Origin of the sequence: Acidiphilium multivorum AIU301, from assembly GCF_000202835.1 — a bacterium.
Classification (GTDB): Bacteria; Pseudomonadota; Alphaproteobacteria; order Acetobacterales; family Acetobacteraceae; genus Acidiphilium; species Acidiphilium multivorum.
Genome location: NC_015186.1, coordinates 1,939,146 through 1,958,710, shown reverse-complemented (window position 1 = coordinate 1,958,710; position 19,565 = coordinate 1,939,146). Strand labels below are relative to the sequence as shown.

Here is a 19,565-nt window from a genome sequence, read left to right as displayed (position 1 = left end):
ACCGGTGCTGGTCCCGCTCGCGCCGCCCCTGCTCGCCGCCGCCGCCCTCGCCGCCTTCGCCGCCGGCTTCGTCAAGGGCTTCGCCGGTTTCGGCTTCGCCGTCGTCTTCACGCCGCTGCTCTCGCTGATCTCCGACGATCCGCGCCATGTCGTGTTCGCCGCCCTCGTGCTCGGCACGCTGATGAGCCTCGGCGTGATCGCCGAACTCCGCCACGCCATCACCCGGGACCGCGCGCTGCCCGTCCTTCTCGGCACCGCGCTCGGCACGCCGGCGGGCATCGCGCTGCTCGGCCTGGTCGCCCGCCCGGCGCTGAAATTCGTCATTGCCGGGCTTGCGGTCGGCGTCACCATCCTCCGCCTCGCCCGCGTGCGGGTCCGGCTCGGCGGCGGCGGCGGCCCGCTCGCCGTCGGCGCCCTGCTCGGCGGCCTGCTGAACGGCTGCACCAGCATGGGCGGGCCGGTCCCGGCCATGGTCGTCGCCTGGCAGGGCCGCGCCGTCGCCGACAGCCGCGCCATCCTCGTGATGTTCAATCTGCTGAGCTACGTCCTCGCGATCGCCGTCGCCCTCGCCGGCGGCATCGCCCGCCCGCACTGGCTGCTCTCCGGCCTCTGGCTCGCCCCGGCCGCCGCCCTCGGCACCTTCGCCGGCATCCGCGCCGTGTGCCGCATCCCGCCTTCCGTGTTCGGGCATGTCATCACCGCGGTCGTCGGCCTCGCCGGCCTCGCCGGCCTGGCCTCGGCGCTGCGGCTCTACCTGTCGATCGGGTAGGGCACCGCATCCGCTCCGGGCGGATCGGCGACCGCCCCACCGCCGCGCCGGCCCGGCGCGGCCGTCACCACCAGCCCGGCGATCACCAGCGCCGCCCCCGCCCATCCCGCCGGCTTCAGCCGCTCGCCGACGACGAGCACCGCCAGCACCGCCGCCACCACCGGCTCGACCAGCGTGATCGTCGTCGCCACACTCACCGGAATCCGCGCGAGCCCGACGCCGAAGCAGAGATAGCCGAGAAACATCGGCACCCCCGCCATGTAGATCCCCACCGCCGCATTGCCCCAGGAGTCGAGAAAGGCGCCGCCGGTCGCCGCCAGCACCGGCATCAGCAGCGCGCCGCCGATCCCGAACGTCGCCCCCATCGCCACCGCCGAGCGGATGCCGCGCAGCATCATCCCCCGCGCGGTCCAGGCGTAGAGCGCATAGGTGAGCCCGCCGACGAGGCCGAGCCCGATCCCGAGGACGCTTCCATCGCCCGCGGCCGCCCCCGGTTCCGAAAAGGCGAGCAGCGCCATGCCGGCAATCCCCGGCAGCGCCCCGGCGACCCAGCGCCCGCTCAGCCGGGTGCCGGCGAGCACGCGCTCGATCAGCGCCGAGAAGATCGGCGCCGAGCCGAGCGTCACCACCGTTCCCACCGCCACACCCGAAAGCCGCATCGAACTGTAGAAGGCGAGGGGGTAGAGCGCGACCGCGACACCGCCCGCCGCCAGCAGCCCGCCATGCCGCGCCAGCGCCGGCAGGTCGCGCAGGATGCGGGGGGCGGCGAGCAGCGCCTGCAACAGCCCGCCGATCCCCATCGCCGCGGCGCCGATCGCCAGCGGCCCGACCGCGGGCGCGAACGTCGCCGCCGTGCCGGTCGTGCCCCAGACCAGCGAGGCGAACAGCACCGCCGCCACCCCGGTCGCGAACCGCCCGTCATGCGCGCTGCCGTCGTCGCGCAAGCGCGCCCCCTCATCGCCACCCACCGTCATTCATATCCCTCCGCCGCCGCCGGTATACGCCCCGGCCCGCCCCGATCAATGCAGCCCGCCGTCGCCCCGCATTGGAAATGTGGCGCGCATCCTATATTCCCACCACCATGAGCAGACCCTCCCTCCTCGAAGCCCTCCGCCACCGCGTCCTCCTCTGCGACGGCGGCATGGGATCGCGCGTCCAGGCCCTCACCCTCGATACCGAGCGCGATTTCTGGGGCAAGGAAAACTGCACCGAGGTATTGAACCTCTCCCGCCCCGACCTCGTGCGCGAGATCCATCGCGGCTACTACGAAGCCGGCGCCGACATGGTGGAGACCAACAGCTTCGGCGGCTCGCCCATCACCCTCGCCGAGTTCGAGCTCGGCGACCGCGCCCGCGAGATCAACCGCATCGCCGCCGAACTCGCCCGCGAGGCCGCCGAAACCTTCGCCGACGGGCGCGACCGCTACGTGATCGGCAGCGTCGGCCCCGGCACCAAGCTGCCCACCCTCGGCAACATCGAATACGACCCGCTGGAAGCCGGCCTCGCCGAGCAGTGCCGCGGCCTGATCGAGGGCGGGGTCGACGCCATCCTGATCGAAACCTGCCAGGACACGCTGCAGATCAAGGCCGCCGTCAACGGCGCCAGGATCGCCCGCGCCGAGCAGAAACGCGACACGCCGATCTTCGTCCAGGTCACCGTCGAGACCACCGGCACCCTGCTCGTCGGGCCGGACATCGCCGCCGCCGCCACCGTGATCCAGGCGCTCGACGTGCCGCTGATCGGCCTGAACTGCGCCACCGGCCCGCAGGAAATGGCCGAACACGTGCGCTACCTCGCGCAGAACTGGCCCGGCCTCATCTCCGTGCAGCCCAATGCCGGCCTGCCCGAGCTGGTCGATGGCAAGACCCATTACCCGCTCACGCCGGACGAACTCGCCACCTGGCTCGAACGCTTCATCCGCGAGGACGGCATCAACCTCATCGGCGGCTGCTGCGGCACCTCCACCCCGCATATCGCCGCCCTCGACGCCATGCTCCGCCGCCTCGGCGAAGTCCGCCCCGCGCCCGTCCCGCGCAAGCCGGTCTGGATCCCCTCCGTCGCCAGCCTCTACGGCTCCACCCCGCTGCGCCAGGAGAACGCCTATTTCTCCATCGGCGAGCGCTGCAACGCCAACGGCTCGAAGAAATGGCGCGAGCTGCAGGAGCGGCACGACTGGGACGGCTGCATCGCCATGGGCCGCGAACAGGTCGCCGAGGCCTCCAACGCGCTCGACATCTGCACCGCCTTCGTCGGCCGCGACGAACTCGGCGAAATGTCCGAAATCATCACCCGCTTCACCTCGTCGGTGAACGCCCCGCTGGTGATCGACTCCACCGAAACCCCCGTCATCGAGGCCGCCCTCAAGCTCCACGGCGGCAAGCCCATCATCAACTCGATCAACTTCGAGGATGGCGAGCACATCGCCGAGGAGCGCATGCTCCTCGCCCGCAAGTTCGGCGCCGCCGTCATCGCCCTCACCATCGACGAGACCGGCATGGCCAAGGAGCCGGCGCAGAAGCTCGAAATCGCCACCCGCCTGGTCGATTTCGCCTGCCGCAAGCACGGCCTCCCGCAATCCGACCTGCTGATCGACCCGCTCACCTTCACCATCGCCACCGGCAACGAGGACGACCGCAAGCTCGGCCTCTGGACCCTCGAAGGCATCAGGCTGATCCGCGATGCCTTCCCCGACATCCAGATCATCCTCGGCCTGTCCAACATCTCCTTCGGCCTCAACCCCGCCGCCCGCGCGGTGCTGAACTCCGTCTTCCTCGACCACGCGGTGAAGGCCGGCATGACCGGCGCCATCGTCCACGTCTCCAAGATCCGCCCCCTGCACCTCATCCCGCCCGAGGAAGTGCGGGTCATGGAAGACCTCATCTTCGACCGCCGCCGCGAGGACTACGACCCCCTCCAGCGCGTCCTCGAAATGTTCGCCGACCGCAAGGCCGCCGACGCGGTGAAGAAGGTCAAGGCCGACACCGTCGAGGGCCGCCTGCGCGACCGCATCGTCGATGGCGACCGCAAGGGCCTCGCCGACGATCTCGACGAGGCGATGAAATCCCACGCCCCGCTCGACATCATCAACAACCTCCTGCTCGACGGCATGAAAACCGTGGGCGAGCTCTTCGGCGCCGGCAAGATGCAGCTCCCCTTCGTCCTGCAATCCGCCGAAACCATGAAGGCCGCCGTCGCCTACCTCGAACCCTACATGGAGCGCGTCGAGGGCCAGCAGAAAGGCACCATCGTCCTCGCCACCGTGAAGGGCGACGTGCACGACATCGGCAAGAACCTCGTCGACATCATCCTCACCAACAACGGCTACCGCGTCGTCAATCTCGGCATCAAGGTCCCCCTGGCCGACATGGTCGCCGCCGCGAAGGAACACCGCGCCCACGCCATCGGCATGTCCGGCCTCCTCGTCAAATCCACCGTCGTCATGCGCGAAAACCTCGAGGAAATGTCCCGCCAGGGTCTCGACATTCCCGTCCTCCTCGGCGGCGCCGCCCTCACCCGCAACTATGTCGAGGAAGACTGCGTCGCCGCCTACGCCTCCGGCCGCGTCGCCTACGCGCGCGACGCCTTCGACGGCCTCCATCTGATGGACCGCGTCACCGGCAACGGCTTCGACGATTACCTCGCCGCCCTCCAGTCCAAGCGCCGCGGCAAGGCCCGCAACACCAAGCGCACCCTCGGCCAGGCCGACGCCCGCGGCTTCGCGCCGGTCGACATCTCCGCCGCCCAGGCCCGCCGCCGCCGCCTCACCCGCGAAACCCCGGTGCCCACCCCGCCCTTCTGGGGCGCAAGGATCATCGAGGCCCCGCAGAAAGCCCTCGTCCCCTACATCAACGAACGCTCCCTCTTCCAGTTCCAGTGGGGCTTCCGCAAGCAGGGCAAGTCATTGGAAGACTTCATGGGCTGGGCCCGCCAGGAACTCCGCCCCGTCATGAAGCGCATGCTCGACCTCTGCGCCGCCGACTCCATCCTCAAGCCCCAGGCCATCTACGGCTACTGGAAAGCCGCCGGCCAGGGCAACGACCTCATCCTCTTCGCCGAGGACGGCGCCACCGAACTCGCCCGCTTCACCCTCCCGCGCCAGCCGCGCGACGACGGCGAATGCATCGCCGACTTCTTCCGCGACGTGGACGACGCCGAACGCGACGTCATCGGCCTGCAAGTCGTCACCATGGGAGCAAAAGCCTCCGAAACCGCCCGCGCCTGGTTCGAGGAAAGCCGCTACCAGGACTACCTCTACCTCCACGGCCTCTCCGTCGAAATGGCCGAGGCCATGGCCGAATACACCCACAAACGCATCCGCGCCGAACTCGGCTTCGCCGCCGAGGACGACCGCGACATGGAAAAAATGCTCGCCCAGTCCTACCGCGGCTCACGCTACTCCTTCGGCTACCCCGCCTGCCCGAACCTCGAGGACCAGAGTCTTCTCCTCCGCCTCCTCGACGCCGAACGCATCGGCGTGTCGCTCTCGGACGAACACCAGCTCCACCCCGAACAATCCACCAGCGCCATCGTTGTCCTCAACCCCCACGCGAAGTATTTTTCCGTGTGAGGGGAGGGGACGCGTCTTGAAAGGGAAGGGGAGCGAAAGAACTTCTTTTTGAAAAAAGAAGCAAAAACTTTTGCTCCTTTTGACGTGCGGATTACTCGTCGCGCTTGGCCAGTCCAGACACCACGGCGACGAGAATCAGGCCGGCCATCCAGCCGAACAGCGTCTCGAACCACACCGCGAACTGCGCAATCCGCCCGCCCCAAGTCCCCGTCTCCGGCCGCCACGTCCCCTCCTGCCCGAGATTGCCCACCGGAAGAAGCACGTTCAGCGAATAGGCCAGCGGATAGAACTGCGGATACTCAAGCCTTATTGCCTTGCAATCCGTCCACCGAACATGCGCCGGCAACCCGCACATTCCGCCAAACCGTGAGAACAATGCCTGTGTGGACGGCACGAACGCGCCATCCCATCGCGCCGCGGCGAAATAGCCACCACCAAAGACAAGCCAGACAACTGTGGCAATCATCAGCAGCCTGAGCGGCCGGTATCCATACCCGACCAGCGCGCCATACCCGATATGCAGCAGCCGCGCCGTCTTTCCATAAACTGAACCGCCGACCGCACGCAGCGCCTGACCCACCGAAATCTCGGGCACCCGCCCGATCAGCCCGCACTCCCGCTTGCGCCGCTCGAATGCAATCCCGACCTCCCGCGCCGCCTCGTAATGCCCCATCTCCCGCAGCACCTTGCGAAGCTGCTGCCAAGGCTGCGGCCGGAATTCCGCTCCTTTGCCATCTTTGCCACTATGGGCCTCGGATTGCTTGTCGAGCCAGCCAATTCGCATCTTTGCGTCAGTCGGCGCTTTCCCTCCGAGCGCACCGTAAACAAAGCCGTCGAGGATGACGCCCTTTTTCCACGAGTTTTGATCGTCAATGAGTCTGGATACCTTCGCGCCGGTCAGATCGATTGCCCCCGTCTGAATCGTGAGGCTGTCGATAAACAGTGCGCCATCGACGTGGGCGCCCTCTATGTTGATGGCAGCTTGCTTACCCTGAAACCATCCTTCGCGGAAAACGAGATCCCCTCCGATTCTTGCAGCGAGCAGCCGCACTTCGCCGGTCGCTTTAAAATTTTTGGCGTCGCCGGTCGGACTGAACCATTTGTGCATGAACACGGTTCCGCCGACATTGATGCGGTCGGCGTTGAGGGCCGTTTGATCCTCATTTTCGAAAGTACCACCGGAACAATCGAAATTGCTGTCAATCTTGGCCCCGACGAACCGCACATGGCCAGTCGCTTTGAACGTACCAGTCAGGAAAACAGCGCCCGCGACAACGATCCCGTCGGCGATGAGGGCATCTTTGCCCTTTTTATCGAACAAGCCGTCAGAACAATCGAAATTGCTGCCGATTTTGGCTCCGAGCAACCGAACCTCATCTGTTGAGACGAACTTGTTTCTCAAAAACAGTGAGCTGTCGCAGGTTAGACGATCGCCTCGTAAACCCGGCATCTCGCTACCGTTCAAAATGAGTGCACCGGTAATCCGTGCGTCTTGGAAGGCCGGCTCTGCCTCAAATGTAGAGTTCACCAGATAAAGGCCACCTTTGCTTTCGACGCCCCACAGATCAAACGCGCCCTCGATCCACGCGCCCTGAAGCTGGACGCCTTTCTCGTGAACAGGCGCATCCTCGTCCCCGCCCAGAGCCAGAAACCGGATGAATTCGCCGCGTACCTTGTTGGCGTCGTTGGCGCTCTCCGGCCTCACATTGCCGAAAACCGCGATCTCTCCCGCCGCCGCGCAGGCCAGCAATTTTCGCTCTGCCGTGCTGAGTTTCCCAAACTCCGCCAGCGTGCGTCCTTTCGGCCGCTTCGCGCCCCGAGCATTCGTCATCTTGGCCCACCCGTTAACAACCGGCTCCGACTATCGCACCCAAACGAAATCGAAATAAAGCCCCGAAGCGGAATCGCGCCACCATGCCCGCGCCGTATGGTCGCCCGCTTAGCCCTCGGGACCGGCACCGCCCCTCGCGCCGATCGCACGCTCCGGACCCGCGTCCATCCTCGGGCAGCCGGCCAGCAGGGTTCAGTCGGCGTTCGGGCCCTCGGGATCGCCGTTTACGGCCACCGCCAATGCTTCGGCAAATCCCCAATCCCTGCCATCCATGACGGTGCTTCCGCCAGCTGGATCGCCTCGGTCGGGGGCAAAATCTCGGGGTCGTCGAACGTGCCCGTCTGCACGTCCACGCTCCCCGGAAACAGCTTTTGGCTCCGGTAGAACAGTCCCGCGCCGCATCTCGGGCAGAACGAGCGCTCCACGTCGCCGGAGGAGCGATAGACCGCGACCTCGCCGCTGACCCGGAGCATACCCTCGTCCACCACCGCCCAGCCCACCACCGGCGCCCCCGCGCAGCGCCGGCAATCGGCGCAGAAACACAGCGAATGCCGCCGGGGCCGCCCGCCGATCACATACCGCACCGCCCCGCAATGGCACCCGCCCGCAATCTCCATTGCCTCCATCGAACCACCCTCCGGCGTCGTCACCCCGCAACCCTAACCCGCCCGCCGCCCGACCCGAAGCGGAATCGCGCCACCATGCCCGCGCCGTATGGCAGGCGGCGAAAAAACACGGACTGGCGCAAGAACCTGTTAAGAAAACCGGCATAGACCCGCAACAAACAAGAACAGACCAAGTCAACACGGAGTCCGATACATGACGATTGGCAATATGCGTCAAATTTTAGATAATTCTCGAACATTCGACGCACTTGGGGACTCCTTCGGCATCATCAGCTTTGCCCCCGACGGCACGATTACTGATGCCAACGACAATTTTCTTCAGTTGGTGGGCTACCGCATCGGCGAAATCGCCGGCCGCCATCACCGCATCTTTCTCTCCGCCGAGGAACGCGATGCCGCCGCCTACGGCGAGTTCTGGCAGCGCCTGCGCGGCGGCGCCTTCTGCTCCGGCGAGTTCCGCCGCATCGCCAAGTCCGGCGGCGATGTCTGGCTCCGCGCCTCCTATGTCCCCGTCCGCAACCGCGCCGGCAAGGTCGCCAAGGTGGTGAAGGTCGCCCTCGACATCACCGCCGAGAAACGGGCCGCCGCCGAAAACGAAAGCATCCTCAACGCCATCGAGCGCTCCCAGGCCGTCATCAAGTTCGCGCTCGACGGCACCATCCTCGAAGCCAACGACAATTTCCTCCACCTCATGGGCTACGCGCGCGACGAGGTCGTGGGCCGCCAGCACAGCCTCTTCGCGATCGATGGCTACGCCGCCAGCCGCGAATACCAGGCCTTCTGGGAACGCCTGCGCCAGGGCGAATTTCTCTCCGCCGAGTTCGAGCGCGTCGCCAAGGGCGGCCGCCACGTCTGGCTCCAGGCCACCTACAACCCGGTCTACGACGCCGAGGGCAAGGTCACGAAGGTCGTCAAGTTCGCGGTCGACCTCACCGAACGCATGGCCGAGGTGAACGTCGTCGGCGACGCCCTCGAACGCGTCTCCGAAGGCGATCTCACCGCCTCCGTCGACCGCCAGCTGATCCCCTCGCTCGACAAGCTCCGCATCGACTTCAACACCGCCGCCAGCCGCCTCGCCGAAAGCGTCAACGGCGTCCGCCAGAGCACCGACGAAATCAATCTCGGCGTCGCCGAAATCGCCGAAGCCGCCGAGGATCTCGCCCGCCGCACCGAACAGCAGGCCTCCACCCTGGAGGAAACCTCCTCCGTGCTCGACAGCGTCACCACCGGCATCCGCCGCACCGCCGACAACGCCTCCAAGGCCGCCAGCGCCGTCGACGCCACCAACAACGCCGCCCGCAAGTCCCACGCCATCGTCGGCGAGGCCGTGGTCGCCATGAACCGCATCGAAACCTCCGCCCGCGAAATCGACCAGATCATCGGCCTGATCGACGAAATGGCCTTCCAGACCAACCTCCTCGCCCTCAACGCCGGGGTCGAGGCCGCCCGCGCCGGCGATGCCGGGCGCGGCTTCGCCGTCGTCGCCTCCGAGGTCCGCGCCCTCGCGCACCGCTCCGCCGATGCCGCCAAATCCATCAAGCTGCTCATCGCCCGCTCCTCCGAACAGGTCGGCAACGGCGTCCGCCTCGTCGGCGAAACCGGCACGGCGCTGGATACCATCCTCGGCCACGTCACCGACCTGCACGGCCTCGTCGGCGAAATCGCCACCGCCGCCGCCGAACAGGCCGGCAGCCTCGCCGAAATCAACGCCGCCACCGGCCAGATGAACCAGGCCGTCCAGCAGAACGCCGCCATGGTCGAACAGACCTCCGCCGCCACCCACTCCCTGCGCGAGGAAATCAGCCGCCTCGCCGGCCGCGTCTCCGGCTTCCGCACCGCCCACGCCGCACCCGCCTACGCGGCACCCGCCGCAACCGCCCACACGGCATCCGCCCACGCCGCACCGACAGCATCCGCCCCCATCGCCCCGGCCCGCACCCCGCCGCGCCGCGCGCGCCGCGTCGCCGAACCCGCCTGACCCGACAGGCCCGATCCCGCCCGGCCGGGGCCGGGCGGGGCAGGGCAGGGGGGAGCAAGGCGGAGCGGAGCAAAAGCCCGCTTGCCCACCCCCCGGCCTTCATGGTCCATACTGGTCCATGACCGCGTGCAGCCCCGCAACCCCGGCCGAGCGTCTCGCCCGCATCCTTGACGGGTTGTATTGCGTCGTCGCGGCCGAGGGCCTCGCCCGCGGCCTCGCCGGGCCGTTCATCATCCTCGTCTGCGCCCGCCTGCGGTTTTTCGTGGCCCGCTTCGCCGCCCATCTCGCATCCCGCCCGCGCCCGCGCCGCCTCGCGCCGTCCACGCCCCGCCCCCGCGCGCGTAAAACCCTGCCGCGCCGCTACGCCTGGCTGCTCAACCTCATCCCCGGCGCGGCCGCCGCCCGCGCCCAGCTCCGCGCGCTCCTCGCCGAACCCGACATGCAGGCGGCCATCGAATCCCGCCCGGCCACCGGCCGCGCCCTGCGCCCGCTCTGCCACACGCTCGGCATTCCGTTGCCGCCGGCGCTCCGCCGCCCGCGCCGCCCGAGGCCCCGACCGCCGGCGGCCGAACCCGCACCGCCCAAAAACGAAAACGGCGGCGCGAACCCCGCGCCGCCGTCTCCAGGCTTTTTCGCCCGCCCCGCGTCACCGCGCGGCGGAGCGGAGCAAAATATCAGCCGCCCGCCGCCGCCGCGACCTCCGCCGCGAAGTCGGTGGCTTCCTTCTCGATCCCCTCGCCGAGGGTGAACCGCACGAAACGGGTCAGGGTCGCCCCGGCGCTCTGGACGATCTTCTGCACCTTGCTTTCGCCGTCGTGCACCCAGGTCTGCTCCAGCAGCACCACGTCCTCGTAGAACTTCTTCACCCGGCCCTCGACCATCTTCTCGATGATCGCTTCCGGCTTGCCGGAGGCGCGCGCCTGCTCGGCCAGCACCGCCTTCTCGCGCTCCAGCGCCGACGGATCGACATCGGCGATGCTCAGCGCATCCGGCCGCGTCGCCGCGACATGCATGCCGATCTGCCGCCCCAGCGTGCTCAGCGCCTCGTCGGCCTTGCCTTCCAGCGCCACCAGCACGCCGATCTTGCCGAGCCCCGGCTTCAGCGCGCCATGCACGTATGACGCGGCAACGCCGTCCTTCACCTCGACCACCGCGGCCCGCCGGATCGACATGTTCTCGCCGACGGTGGCCACCAGGCTCACCAGCTCGTCCGCAACGCTGTGCGACTTGCCCGGAAAGGCCGCCGCCTTCAGCGCCTCGACATCCTCGCCCACGGTCAGCGCCAGCTTCGCCACCGTCTCGACGAAATTCTGGAACGCCTCGTTCCGCGCCACGAAGTCGGTCTCGGCATTCACCTCGACCATCGACGCCCTGTTGCCCTCATGGGCGACACCGACCAGCCCTTCCGCCGCGGTCCGCCCCGACTTCTTCGCCGCCGCGGCAAGACCCTTCTTGCGCAGCCAGTCGACCGCGGCTTCCATGTCGCCGTCGGTCTCGACCAGCGCCTTCTTGCAATCCATCATGCCCGCGCCGGTCTTCTCACGCAGATCCTTGACCATCGCGCCGGTGATATCGGCCATGGGAGTTCTCCTCAGAAAATGAATACGGCCGGACCCGCCAGGGGCGGGTCCGGAATTCGTCCCGCGTGCGGCTCAGGCCTGCGCTTCGGCGTCCTCGTCCACCGCCTCGGCCGGCAGTTCTTCCAGCGCGCCGATATCCGCGCCGGAAGCCGCCATCTCGGCGCTGATCCCGTCGAGCACCGCGTTCGCGACCAGGTCGCAATACAGCGTGATCGCGCGGATCGCGTCGTCATTGCCGGGGATCGGATAGGTGACACCCTCGGGGTTCGAGTTCGAGTCGAGCACCGCGACGACCGGAATGCCGAGCTTGTTGGCTTCCTCGACCGCGAGCTTCTCCTTGTTCGTGTCGATGATGAACAGGATGTCCGGCAGGCCGCCCATTTCCTTGATGCCGCCCAGCGCGCGGTCGAGCTTGTCGCGCTCGCGCATGAGGTTCAGCATTTCCTTCTTGGTCAGGCCCTGGCCATCGCCGGCCAGCGTCTCTTCCATCTGCCGCAGCTTGCGGATCGAGTTGGTGATGGTCTTCCAGTTGGTCAGCATGCCGCCGAGCCAGCGGTGATTGACATAATACTGGCCGCAGCGCTTCGCCGCATCGGCCACATGCTCGGCCGCCGCCCGCTTGGTGCCGACGAACAGCACGCGCCCGCCGCCGGCGGTGACGTTGCGGATCTCGCGCAGCGCGCGCTCGAGCATCGGCACGGTCTGCTGCAGGTCGATGATGTGGACCTGGTTGCGCACGCCGAACAGGAACGGCGCCATGCGCGGGTTCCAGCGGCGGGTGTTGTGGCCGAAATGCACGCCGGCTTCGAGCAGCTGGCGCAGGGAGACGTCTGGCATCGCCATGATCTGGTATCCTTGTCTGGGGCCGCCGGGCAGGCGGCCATCCGGTTGAACCTCCACGAAGCCGAGCCTTGCGGCACCGGAACCAGCGCGCTGGATAAGGCGCTTCGTGTGCGAATTGTCGGCAACTTCGCCCGAAGGCGTGCCGATCGGGGCGATATGGCCCAGATCGGCCTCCGGCGCAAGACGTGCTAGACGCCGGGCATGACGCCGCTCGCCCTTTATATCCACTGGCCGTTCTGCAAGGCCAAATGCCCCTATTGCGACTTCAACTCCCATGTCCGCGAGCGGATCCCGGAGCGGCGGATCGTCGCCGCACTCCTCGCCGAACTCGACTTCGAGGCCGCCCGCCTCGGTCCGCGCCGCCTGACCTCGATCTTCTTCGGCGGCGGCACGCCGAGCCTGATGGCGCCCGAAAGCGTCTCGGCACTGATCGCGCGGTCCTGCCGCCTGTTCGCGCCGGCGCCCGATCTCGAGATCACGCTCGAAGCCAACCCCACCAGCATCGAGGCCGGGCGGTTCCGCGCCTATCGCGAGGCCGGCGTCAACCGCGTCTCGATCGGCGTGCAGAGCCTGAACGACGACGCGCTGCGCTTTCTCGGCCGCGAGCATGGCGCGGCCGAGGCGATGGCCGCGGTGGAACTCGGCCGGGCCATCTTCCCGCGCCTGTCCTTCGACCTGATCTATGCCCGGCCGGGCCAGACGCTCGCCGCCTGGCGCGCCGAACTCGGCGCCGCCCTCGCCGTCGGACTCGATCATCTCTCGCTCTACCAGCTCACCATCGAGCCCGGCACGCGATTCGCCACCGCCCATGCCCGCGGCGATTTCGCGCTCCCCGAGGATGACGATGCCGCGGCACTTTACGACGCCACCGCCGAGGAGGCGGCGCGCTTCGGCCTCGGCCCCTACGAGATTTCGAACTACGCGAAGCCGGGCGAGGAGTCGCGCCACAACCTCGCCTACTGGCGCTACCGCGACTATGCCGGCATCGGCGCCGGCGCGCATGGGCGGATCAGCCTGGGCGAGACACTGCTCGCGACCCGGCGGCACCGCGCGCCGGAGGAATGGGCCGCCCGGGTCGAGGCGGCGGGGCATGGCAGCACCGAGGAAATCGAGATCGGCGCGGACGAGCGCGCCCGCGAGGCGCTGCTGATGGGGCTGCGGCTGGCCGAGGGGATCGACAGGGACGCCTACGCGGCGCGGACCGGGCGCGATCTCATGGACATGCTCGACCCCGATGTGACGGCGCAGGCGATCGAGGCGGGCTATCTCGACGTCACGCCGGCGCGGGTGAGCGCGACCTATGAAGGCCGCAAGCGGCTCGACTCGCTACTGGCGGCGCTGCTCGGCTAGAGCATCATCCGATCAGATGGAGTCATCTGATCGAATAAAGATGCTCTAATTATCAATATTATAGAGTACTACATCCGATCCGGATGGATCGGAAAGTGCTCCAAGGCCTACTGCGGCCGGCGCTGCACGCCGGTGCCGAGGAAGCCGCCATCGACCGCGAGCACGTGGCCGGTGACATAGCCGGCATCCTCCGAGCAGAGGAAGGCGGCGGCGCCGGCGATTTCCTCCGGCGTCGCGTAGCGGCGCATCGGCACGGCGTCGGTCCAGATCCGGCGGATCTCGGCGTCGTGCATGCGCGCGACCAGCGGCGTGTCCACCGGGCCGGGGGCGATCACGTTCACCCGCACGCCGGCGGTGGCGAGTTCCACCGCCATGACCTGGCTCATGATCACCACGCCGCCCTTCGAGGCGCCGTAGGCGGTGCGGCCGACATTGCCGCGCATGCCCGACACGCTGGCGATGTTGACGATCGCGCCGCCGCCCTGCGCGACCATCGCCCGCGCCGCCGCCTGCGCGACCAGGAACGTGCCGCGAAGGTTGATCGCGATGATGCGGTCGAACAGTTCGGGGGTGGTTTCCAGCAGCGGCACGTCATGGCCGATGCCGGCCGCCTGGACCAGGATATCGACCCGGCCATGGGTGGCGCGGGTGGTCTCGACGAGTTCGGCGGCGCTCGCCGGATCGGCGACGTCCACGCGCAGCGGGGCGATGGGGGGCGCGGCATCGAGCGTTGCCGCGTCGGTCGCGATATCCGCGGCGATCACCTTCGCGCCCTCGGCGGCGAGGCGGGCGGCGATGGCGGCGCCGATGCCGGACAGCCCGCCGGTGACGATGGCGATCTTGTTGTCGAATCTCATGGCTTGTCTCCGGTCGGGGCGAGTCTGTCAGTGGGGGAGCAGGGCCGTGGTGATCGCCGGGACGAAGGCGACGATCAGCAGGCCGACCAGCAGCGCGGCAAGATAGGGCACGATGCGGCGCATGCCGGCGGCAGGGTCGATCCGCCCGATCGCGCAGGCGGCGTAGTAGCCGACGCCGAAGGGCGGGGCGAACAGGCCGATCCCCATCGCGAGGATCACCACGATCGCGTAGTGCACCTCGTTGATGCCGGCCTGGCTCGCCACCGGGAACAGCAGCGGGCCGAACAGCACCATCGCGGGGATGCCCTCGAGAACGCTGCCGAGCACGATGAAGACCAGGATGGACGCGAGCAGGAAGCCGTCGCGCCCGCCGGGCACCGCCTGCATCGCCGCCCCCAGCGACATCGCGAAGCCGGATTGGGTGAGCGCCCAGGACATGCAGCTCGCGGTGCCGATGATGAACAGGATCGCGCCGGAGAGCGATGCGCTGTCCACCAGCATCGGCCAGAGGCGGCGCCAGTCGAACTTGCGGTAGACGAGCAGGCCGACCAGGGCCGAATAGAAAATGCCGATGGTGGACACCTCGGTCGCGGTGGCGATGCCGTCGGCGACGGCGAAGCGGATCAGGAAGGGGACGACCAGCGCCGGCAGGGCGATGACGAAATTCCGCGCCATGATCCGGACGGGCGCGCGCGGCGCAGCACCGTGGCCATCGCGCCCCGCGTTCCGCCGCGCGATGATGCCGAGGACGATCGCCAGCACGAGCGCCGGCAGCATGCCGCCGGCGAAGAGGGCGGCGATCGAGACGCTGGTGACCGAGCCGATGATGATCAGCACCAGGCTGGGCGGGATCGTCTCGCTCATCGCGCCGGAGGCGGCGAGCAGCGAGACCAGCTCGCCCTCCGGCACGCCGCGGCGCTTCATCTCGGGGAACAGCACCGGGGCGACCGCCGCCATGTCCGCCGCCTTGGCGCCGGAAATGCCAGAGACGATATACATCGCGCCGAGCAGGACATAGCTGAGCCCGCCGCGGAAATGGCCGAACAGGGCGGCCAGGCTGTCGACCATCGCGCGGGCCATGCCGGTCATCTCGATCAGCGTGCCGAGGAAGACGAAGAGCGGCACCGCGAGCAGGATCAGCGAGCTCATGCCCTCCTGCATCTTGCCGACCATGATCGAGAGCGGAATGCCGCCGGCATCGGCGAGATAGGCGAAGGTGGCGAGGCCGAAGGCGAAACCGATCGGCACGCCGGCGGCAACGCCCGCGCCGAGCAGCAGCACGAAGAAGACGACGAGCGACCAGTTGCCGATATCGTCGAACCAGGGGGCGAGGACGGACAGCGCCAGGCCGGCGGCGGCGAGGCCGATCGCGGCGAGCAGCAGGTCGCGCAGGCGGTGCGCCGGGAGCTGGACCAGCGCGGTCAGCACGATCAGCCCGAAGCCGGCCGGCAGGGCGGCGGTGCGCAGGCTGCCGGGCAGGCCGAGCGCCGGCGTGTGGATCGCGCCCTGCTGGGCGGCGAAGCCGATCGCGTCCGGCAGGAGCAGCAGCGCGAAGCCGGCCATCGCCGCCAGCGCGAAGGCCTCGGCGAAGGCGCGGGACGAGGGGCCGAGACGGGCGACGAGCGCGGTCATGCGCATGTGGCCGCCGCGGCGCAGCGCGATGACCGTGCCGAACATGGCGAGCCAGAGGAACAGGAGTTCTTCCAGCTCCTCCGACCAGACCATCGCGATGCCGCAGGCGCGCGCCAGGATGCTCGCGCCGAGCAGCAGCACCTCGGCGGCGAGCAGCAGCGCCGCCGCCGCCTCGACCGCGCGGGCGAGCGCGCGGTCGGCACGGGCGAGAGCGCCGGGGCGGGGCGGCGTCATCGCAAGGCGGTCGTCAGGCGAGCTTGCCGACCGCGGCTTCCAGCGTGCTCCACGCCTCGTCGCCGAAGCGCTTCTTCCACTCGGCATAGAAGCCGGCCTTCTGCAGGGCGGCGCGGAAGGGGGCGGCATTCGTGTCGTTGAACTTCAGGCCCTGGCCGGAGAGCTTGCCGCGCAGGGAATCGTTGAGCTTCGCGACATCGGCGCGCTCCTTCACCGCGGCGCCGTTGATCTCGTCCTCGACGATGGCGCGCAGCTTCGGCGGCAGCTTCTCGAACGCCTTCGGGTTGGCGAGGAACCAGAACCCGTCCCACATGTGGTTGGTCATCGAGCAGTATTTCTGTACCTCGTAGAGCTTCGCCGTCTCGATCACCGCGAGCGGGTTTTCCTGCGCGTCGACGAGATGGGTCTGCAGGGCGGAGTAGACCTCGTTGAAATTGATCGAGGTCGGCACCGCGCCGAAATCCTTGAACAGCGAGGTCCAGAGCGCGGCGACCGGCACGCGGATCTTGAGCCCCTTGAAATCGGCCGGCTGCATGATCGGGTGGGTGCCGGTGGTGGTCTGGCGGAAGCCGTTGTCGAAGATCCGGTCGAAGGCGGTGAGGCCATGCGCGGCGATGCGGCCGCGGATATGGGCGCCGAGCTTGCCGTCCATCGCCGACCAGACCTGATGGTAGTCCTTGAAGGCGAAGCCGACGCCGGAAATCGCCGCGTCGGGCACCAGGGTCGACAGGATCAGGCCGGAGAGGGTGAAGAACTGCACGGCACCGCTGCGCAGCTGGCTGAGCGTTTCGGTATCCGAGCCGAGCGCGCTGTTCGGGAACAGCATGATGCGCAGCTGGCCGCCGCTGCGGTGCTCGATGTTGCGGATCGCCTCGGAGAGGCGGACGTTGAGCGGATGGGTCGCCGGCAGGTTGGTGGCCAGCCGGTAGCGCAGCACCGCCGCCTCGGCGCGGCCGCCGATGGTGAACAGGGGCAGGGCGGCCGCCGAAAGCCCGAGCTGGCGTCGCGTGATGGTCATGGTCAGGTTTCCTCCCGTTTTGCTGCGCCGGTTGTAAATTAAACGCGATCGTTTGCAACGGAAATGAACGCCGTGGCGGCGGCGGCCGTCACGGCGTCGGGATGCCGGCGCGGCGGGCGATCTGGCGGGCGCGGGCGCGGACCGGGGCGTCGACCATGGCGCCGTCGACCGCCTCGGCGCCATCGGGCCCGGCGGCGAGAATCCGCTGCGCCCAGGCGAGTTCCGCCGCCGACGGGCGGAAGCCCTGCCGGGCCGGCGCGATCTGGCGCGGGTGGATGCAGAGCTTGCCGCCGAAGCCGAGGCTGGCGGCGTGGCGGGCGTCGTCCTCGATCGCGGCTTCATCGTCGATCGCGGTGGTGACGCCGTCGATCGGCGGCGGCAGGGCGGCGAGGCGGGCGGCGAGCACGAGTTCCGCGCGGGCGTGGAGCAGGGCCTCGCGCGTGTGCGCGGCGCCGAGATCGGCGCAGAAATCGATCGAGCCGAACGCAAGCCGCGCAACCCCGGCGGCGGCGAGGCGGCGCGCCTCGGCGAGGCCGCGCGCGGTCTCGATCAGGGCGATGACCGGAGGGCCGCCGGCGGCTTGCGAAACCGCGGCGATCCGCTCCGGCGCTTCCGCCTTGGGCAGCACGATCCCGGCAAGGGGCAGGCGCGCGGCGCAGGCGAGATCCTCCGCGTGCCAGGGCGTGCCGGCGGCGTTCACCCGCAGGAAAATCTCGATCCCGCCGGGCAGCGCGCCCGGGGCGGCGAGGGCGGCGCGGGCGGCGGACTTCGCCGCGGGGGCGACCGCGTCCTCGAGGTCGATGATGATCGAATCGGCGCCGGAGGCGGCGGCCCTGGCGAAGCGTTCCGGCCGGTCCGCCGGGACGAAGAGCAGGGCGAGACCGCCGGCGCTCATGCGGGCGATCCGGCGCGCGGGGCGGGTGGGGTGCAGGGGCGGAAGGCGGGCAAGCGGCGTCTCCGGTTCGGCTGGATGCCGCAGGTTAGAGAGCCGGCGCGCGGGGTCAATGCGTCGCGCCGGGGAATGCGCGGGAGCGGCGTCAGATGGCCATCGCCGTCTGGTCCGGCCGCGCCGGCACCGAGAGATCGAGTTCGGCATCGGTCATGTTGGTGAAGTAGTGGTCGGGGTAGATGGTGTTGAGCCGGCGCAGGCCGAGGCGGGCGATTTCGGCCAGCGAGACGTCGTTCTGGGCCTCGTAGATCTCGACCTGCATGATGACCCTGTTGTTGCGCAACGTCCGCTCCATGCCTTTGAGGACGCGCGCCTCGTGGCCTTCGACATCGATCTTCATCACGATGACCGCGCCGGTTGCGGGCAGTGCCGCATCGATGGTGGTCGCGGGCACCGGGTAGGAGTCGGCGCCGTCATCGAGGATGCCGACGCCGGCGCGGTTGCCGTCCGGATGCGTCCGGCTGTCGCGGAAGCGGATGGTGCCGGTTGTATCGGTCACGGCGATGTTGGCGGCGGTGATCGCGTGCGTCGCGTCGTTCAGCAGCAGGTTGGCCTGCAGCTGGGCGAAGTTGTCGCGGTCGGCCTCGAAGGCGTGGATCCGGTCGAACAGGCCGGTGCGCAGGGCGAGGAGCGAATAGAGGCCGAAATAGGCACCCACATCGACGAACATCATGGAACCGATGCGCCCGGCGCGGCGGGCGAGGTGGAAGAGATAGTCGAGCTGCTCGCGCTCCCATGCATCGCTGTCGATCAGGGCGCGGTCGACGATCGAGCCGCGGTCGAGCAGGAGCGTGAGGCCCTGGCGGTCGTGGATATCGAATTTCGACCGGTGCCGGGGGGCCGCTTTCGGCACGCCCATCGCTGCCTCGATGGATGAAATCTTGTCGCTGATGTTCAGCAGCGCCGAATAGGCGCGGATCGTCTGACGCAGGGGGGTGAAGGTCCTGATCGACATCGCGAGGGTCCCGGATGGTGTCGCGGGACGATCCCATCCGCCTGCGGCGCCAGCAAGACGGGCTTAAGTATCCCGATCTCGCTCATTGGTGGTAGGGCCACCGGGACCGCACGGCATTTTGACCGGATGGTCGGAGTGAGAGGATTCGAACCTCCGGCCCCTGCGTCCCGAACACAGTGCTCTACCAGGCTGAGCTACACTCCGATGACGCGGCCTATAGCCAAGGGAGGCGGGATAGGCAAGGCTCCGGCGGCGCGTTTCTGCCGTGCGCGGCGACGGAAGGTGACGCAGGGCCACCATTGCGTTGACGAGATTTAACCACAGCATCCCGCCCCGATTATTCGCGATCTTGCAGATTGGGTGCTATGGAGCCGCC

General features: G+C 68.6%; 15 protein-coding genes and 1 tRNA gene. 5 read left to right on the top strand and 11 right to left on the bottom strand.

Annotation, left to right across the window (positions count from 1 at the left end; genetic code table 11):
* The first annotated feature begins 4 nt into the window (after nucleotides 1–4).
* A complete protein-coding gene (locus ACMV_RS08715) occupies nucleotides 5–769 on the top strand; it encodes a sulfite exporter TauE/SafE family protein (protein ID WP_013640158.1) in 765 nt (254 codons plus the stop codon).
* Here ACMV_RS08715 and ACMV_RS08710 read toward each other — a convergent pair.
* A complete protein-coding gene (locus tag ACMV_RS08710; protein ID WP_013640157.1) occupies nucleotides 751–1,743 on the bottom strand; it encodes a DMT family transporter in 993 nt (330 codons plus the stop codon). The genes ACMV_RS08715 and ACMV_RS08710 overlap by 19 nt on opposite strands.
* Before the next feature lie 107 nt (nucleotides 1,744–1,850).
* Here ACMV_RS08710 and metH point away from each other — a divergent pair, with 107 nt between their 5' ends.
* On the top strand, nucleotides 1,851–5,336 hold the full coding sequence (metH, locus tag ACMV_RS08705) for a methionine synthase (RefSeq protein ID WP_041665276.1): 3,486 nt from the start codon (nucleotides 1,851–1,853) through the stop codon (nucleotides 5,334–5,336).
* Between the two features lie 91 nt (nucleotides 5,337–5,427).
* On the opposite strand, the gene ACMV_RS08700 is transcribed toward metH, so the two are convergent.
* Together ACMV_RS08700 and ACMV_RS08695 are read right to left on the bottom strand one after the other, a co-directional pair.
* Nucleotides 5,428–7,167, bottom strand: coding sequence for a hypothetical protein (locus ACMV_RS08700; RefSeq protein WP_013640155.1), 1,740 nt, complete (start codon nucleotides 7,165–7,167; stop codon nucleotides 5,428–5,430).
* A 224-nt stretch (nucleotides 7,168–7,391) separates the two neighbouring features.
* Nucleotides 7,392–7,793 carry a GFA family protein gene (locus tag ACMV_RS08695; RefSeq protein ID WP_041664815.1) on the bottom strand — a complete coding sequence of 134 codons (402 nt, stop codon included), beginning with the start codon at nucleotides 7,791–7,793 and terminating at the stop codon, nucleotides 7,392–7,394.
* Between the two features lie 193 nt (nucleotides 7,794–7,986).
* Here ACMV_RS08695 and ACMV_RS08690 point away from each other — a divergent pair, with 193 nt between their 5' ends.
* The gene (locus ACMV_RS08690) at nucleotides 7,987–9,771 is read left to right on the top strand and encodes a methyl-accepting chemotaxis protein (RefSeq protein WP_041664809.1); all 1,785 of its coding nucleotides are present in this window, start codon (nucleotides 7,987–7,989) and stop codon (nucleotides 9,769–9,771) included.
* A gap of 118 nt (nucleotides 9,772–9,889) precedes the next feature.
* Nucleotides 9,890–10,519, top strand: a complete 630-nt coding sequence (locus ACMV_RS08685) for a hypothetical protein (protein WP_013640152.1) — start codon at nucleotides 9,890–9,892, stop codon at nucleotides 10,517–10,519.
* Here ACMV_RS08685 and tsf read toward each other — a convergent pair.
* Both tsf and rpsB read right to left on the bottom strand, forming a co-directional pair.
* Nucleotides 10,446–11,351, bottom strand: coding sequence for a translation elongation factor Ts (tsf, locus tag ACMV_RS08680; protein WP_007422559.1), 906 nt, complete (start codon nucleotides 11,349–11,351; stop codon nucleotides 10,446–10,448). The genes ACMV_RS08685 and tsf overlap by 74 nt on opposite strands.
* 72 nt (nucleotides 11,352–11,423) lie before the next feature.
* A complete protein-coding gene (gene rpsB / locus ACMV_RS08675) occupies nucleotides 11,424–12,194 on the bottom strand; it encodes a 30S ribosomal protein S2 (RefSeq protein WP_007422558.1) in 771 nt (256 codons plus the stop codon).
* A 201-nt stretch (nucleotides 12,195–12,395) separates the two neighbouring features.
* Between rpsB and hemW the strand changes: the two genes are divergently transcribed.
* Nucleotides 12,396–13,544, top strand: a complete 1,149-nt coding sequence (hemW, locus tag ACMV_RS08670; protein WP_013640151.1) for a radical SAM family heme chaperone HemW — start codon at nucleotides 12,396–12,398, stop codon at nucleotides 13,542–13,544.
* A 107-nt stretch (nucleotides 13,545–13,651) separates the two neighbouring features.
* On the opposite strand, the gene ACMV_RS08665 is transcribed toward hemW, so the two are convergent.
* The 6 genes from ACMV_RS08665 to ACMV_RS08640 all read right to left on the bottom strand — a co-directional run bounded on the left by ACMV_RS08665 (nucleotide 13,652) and on the right by ACMV_RS08640 (nucleotide 19,393).
* Nucleotides 13,652–14,401, bottom strand: a complete 750-nt coding sequence (locus ACMV_RS08665) for an SDR family NAD(P)-dependent oxidoreductase (protein WP_013640150.1) — start codon at nucleotides 14,399–14,401, stop codon at nucleotides 13,652–13,654.
* Nucleotides 14,402–14,428: 27 nt separating this feature from the next.
* Nucleotides 14,429–16,267 carry a TRAP transporter large permease gene (locus tag ACMV_RS08660; protein ID WP_013640149.1) on the bottom strand — a complete coding sequence of 613 codons (1,839 nt, stop codon included), beginning with the start codon at nucleotides 16,265–16,267 and terminating at the stop codon, nucleotides 14,429–14,431.
* A gap of 13 nt (nucleotides 16,268–16,280) precedes the next feature.
* Nucleotides 16,281–17,285, bottom strand: a complete 1,005-nt coding sequence (locus tag ACMV_RS08655) for a TRAP transporter substrate-binding protein (protein WP_007423815.1) — start codon at nucleotides 17,283–17,285, stop codon at nucleotides 16,281–16,283.
* A gap of 88 nt (nucleotides 17,286–17,373) precedes the next feature.
* A complete protein-coding gene (locus ACMV_RS08650; protein ID WP_011942420.1) occupies nucleotides 17,374–18,180 on the bottom strand; it encodes an HpcH/HpaI aldolase/citrate lyase family protein in 807 nt (268 codons plus the stop codon).
* Between the two features lie 142 nt (nucleotides 18,181–18,322).
* Nucleotides 18,323–19,189 (bottom strand): FkbM family methyltransferase, encoded by an 867-nt coding sequence (locus tag ACMV_RS08645; protein WP_013640148.1) that lies wholly within the window; start codon nucleotides 19,187–19,189, stop codon nucleotides 18,323–18,325.
* A 127-nt stretch (nucleotides 19,190–19,316) separates the two neighbouring features.
* Nucleotides 19,317–19,393 (bottom strand) — tRNA-Pro (locus ACMV_RS08640).
* Nucleotides 19,394–19,565 lie beyond the last annotated feature (172 nt).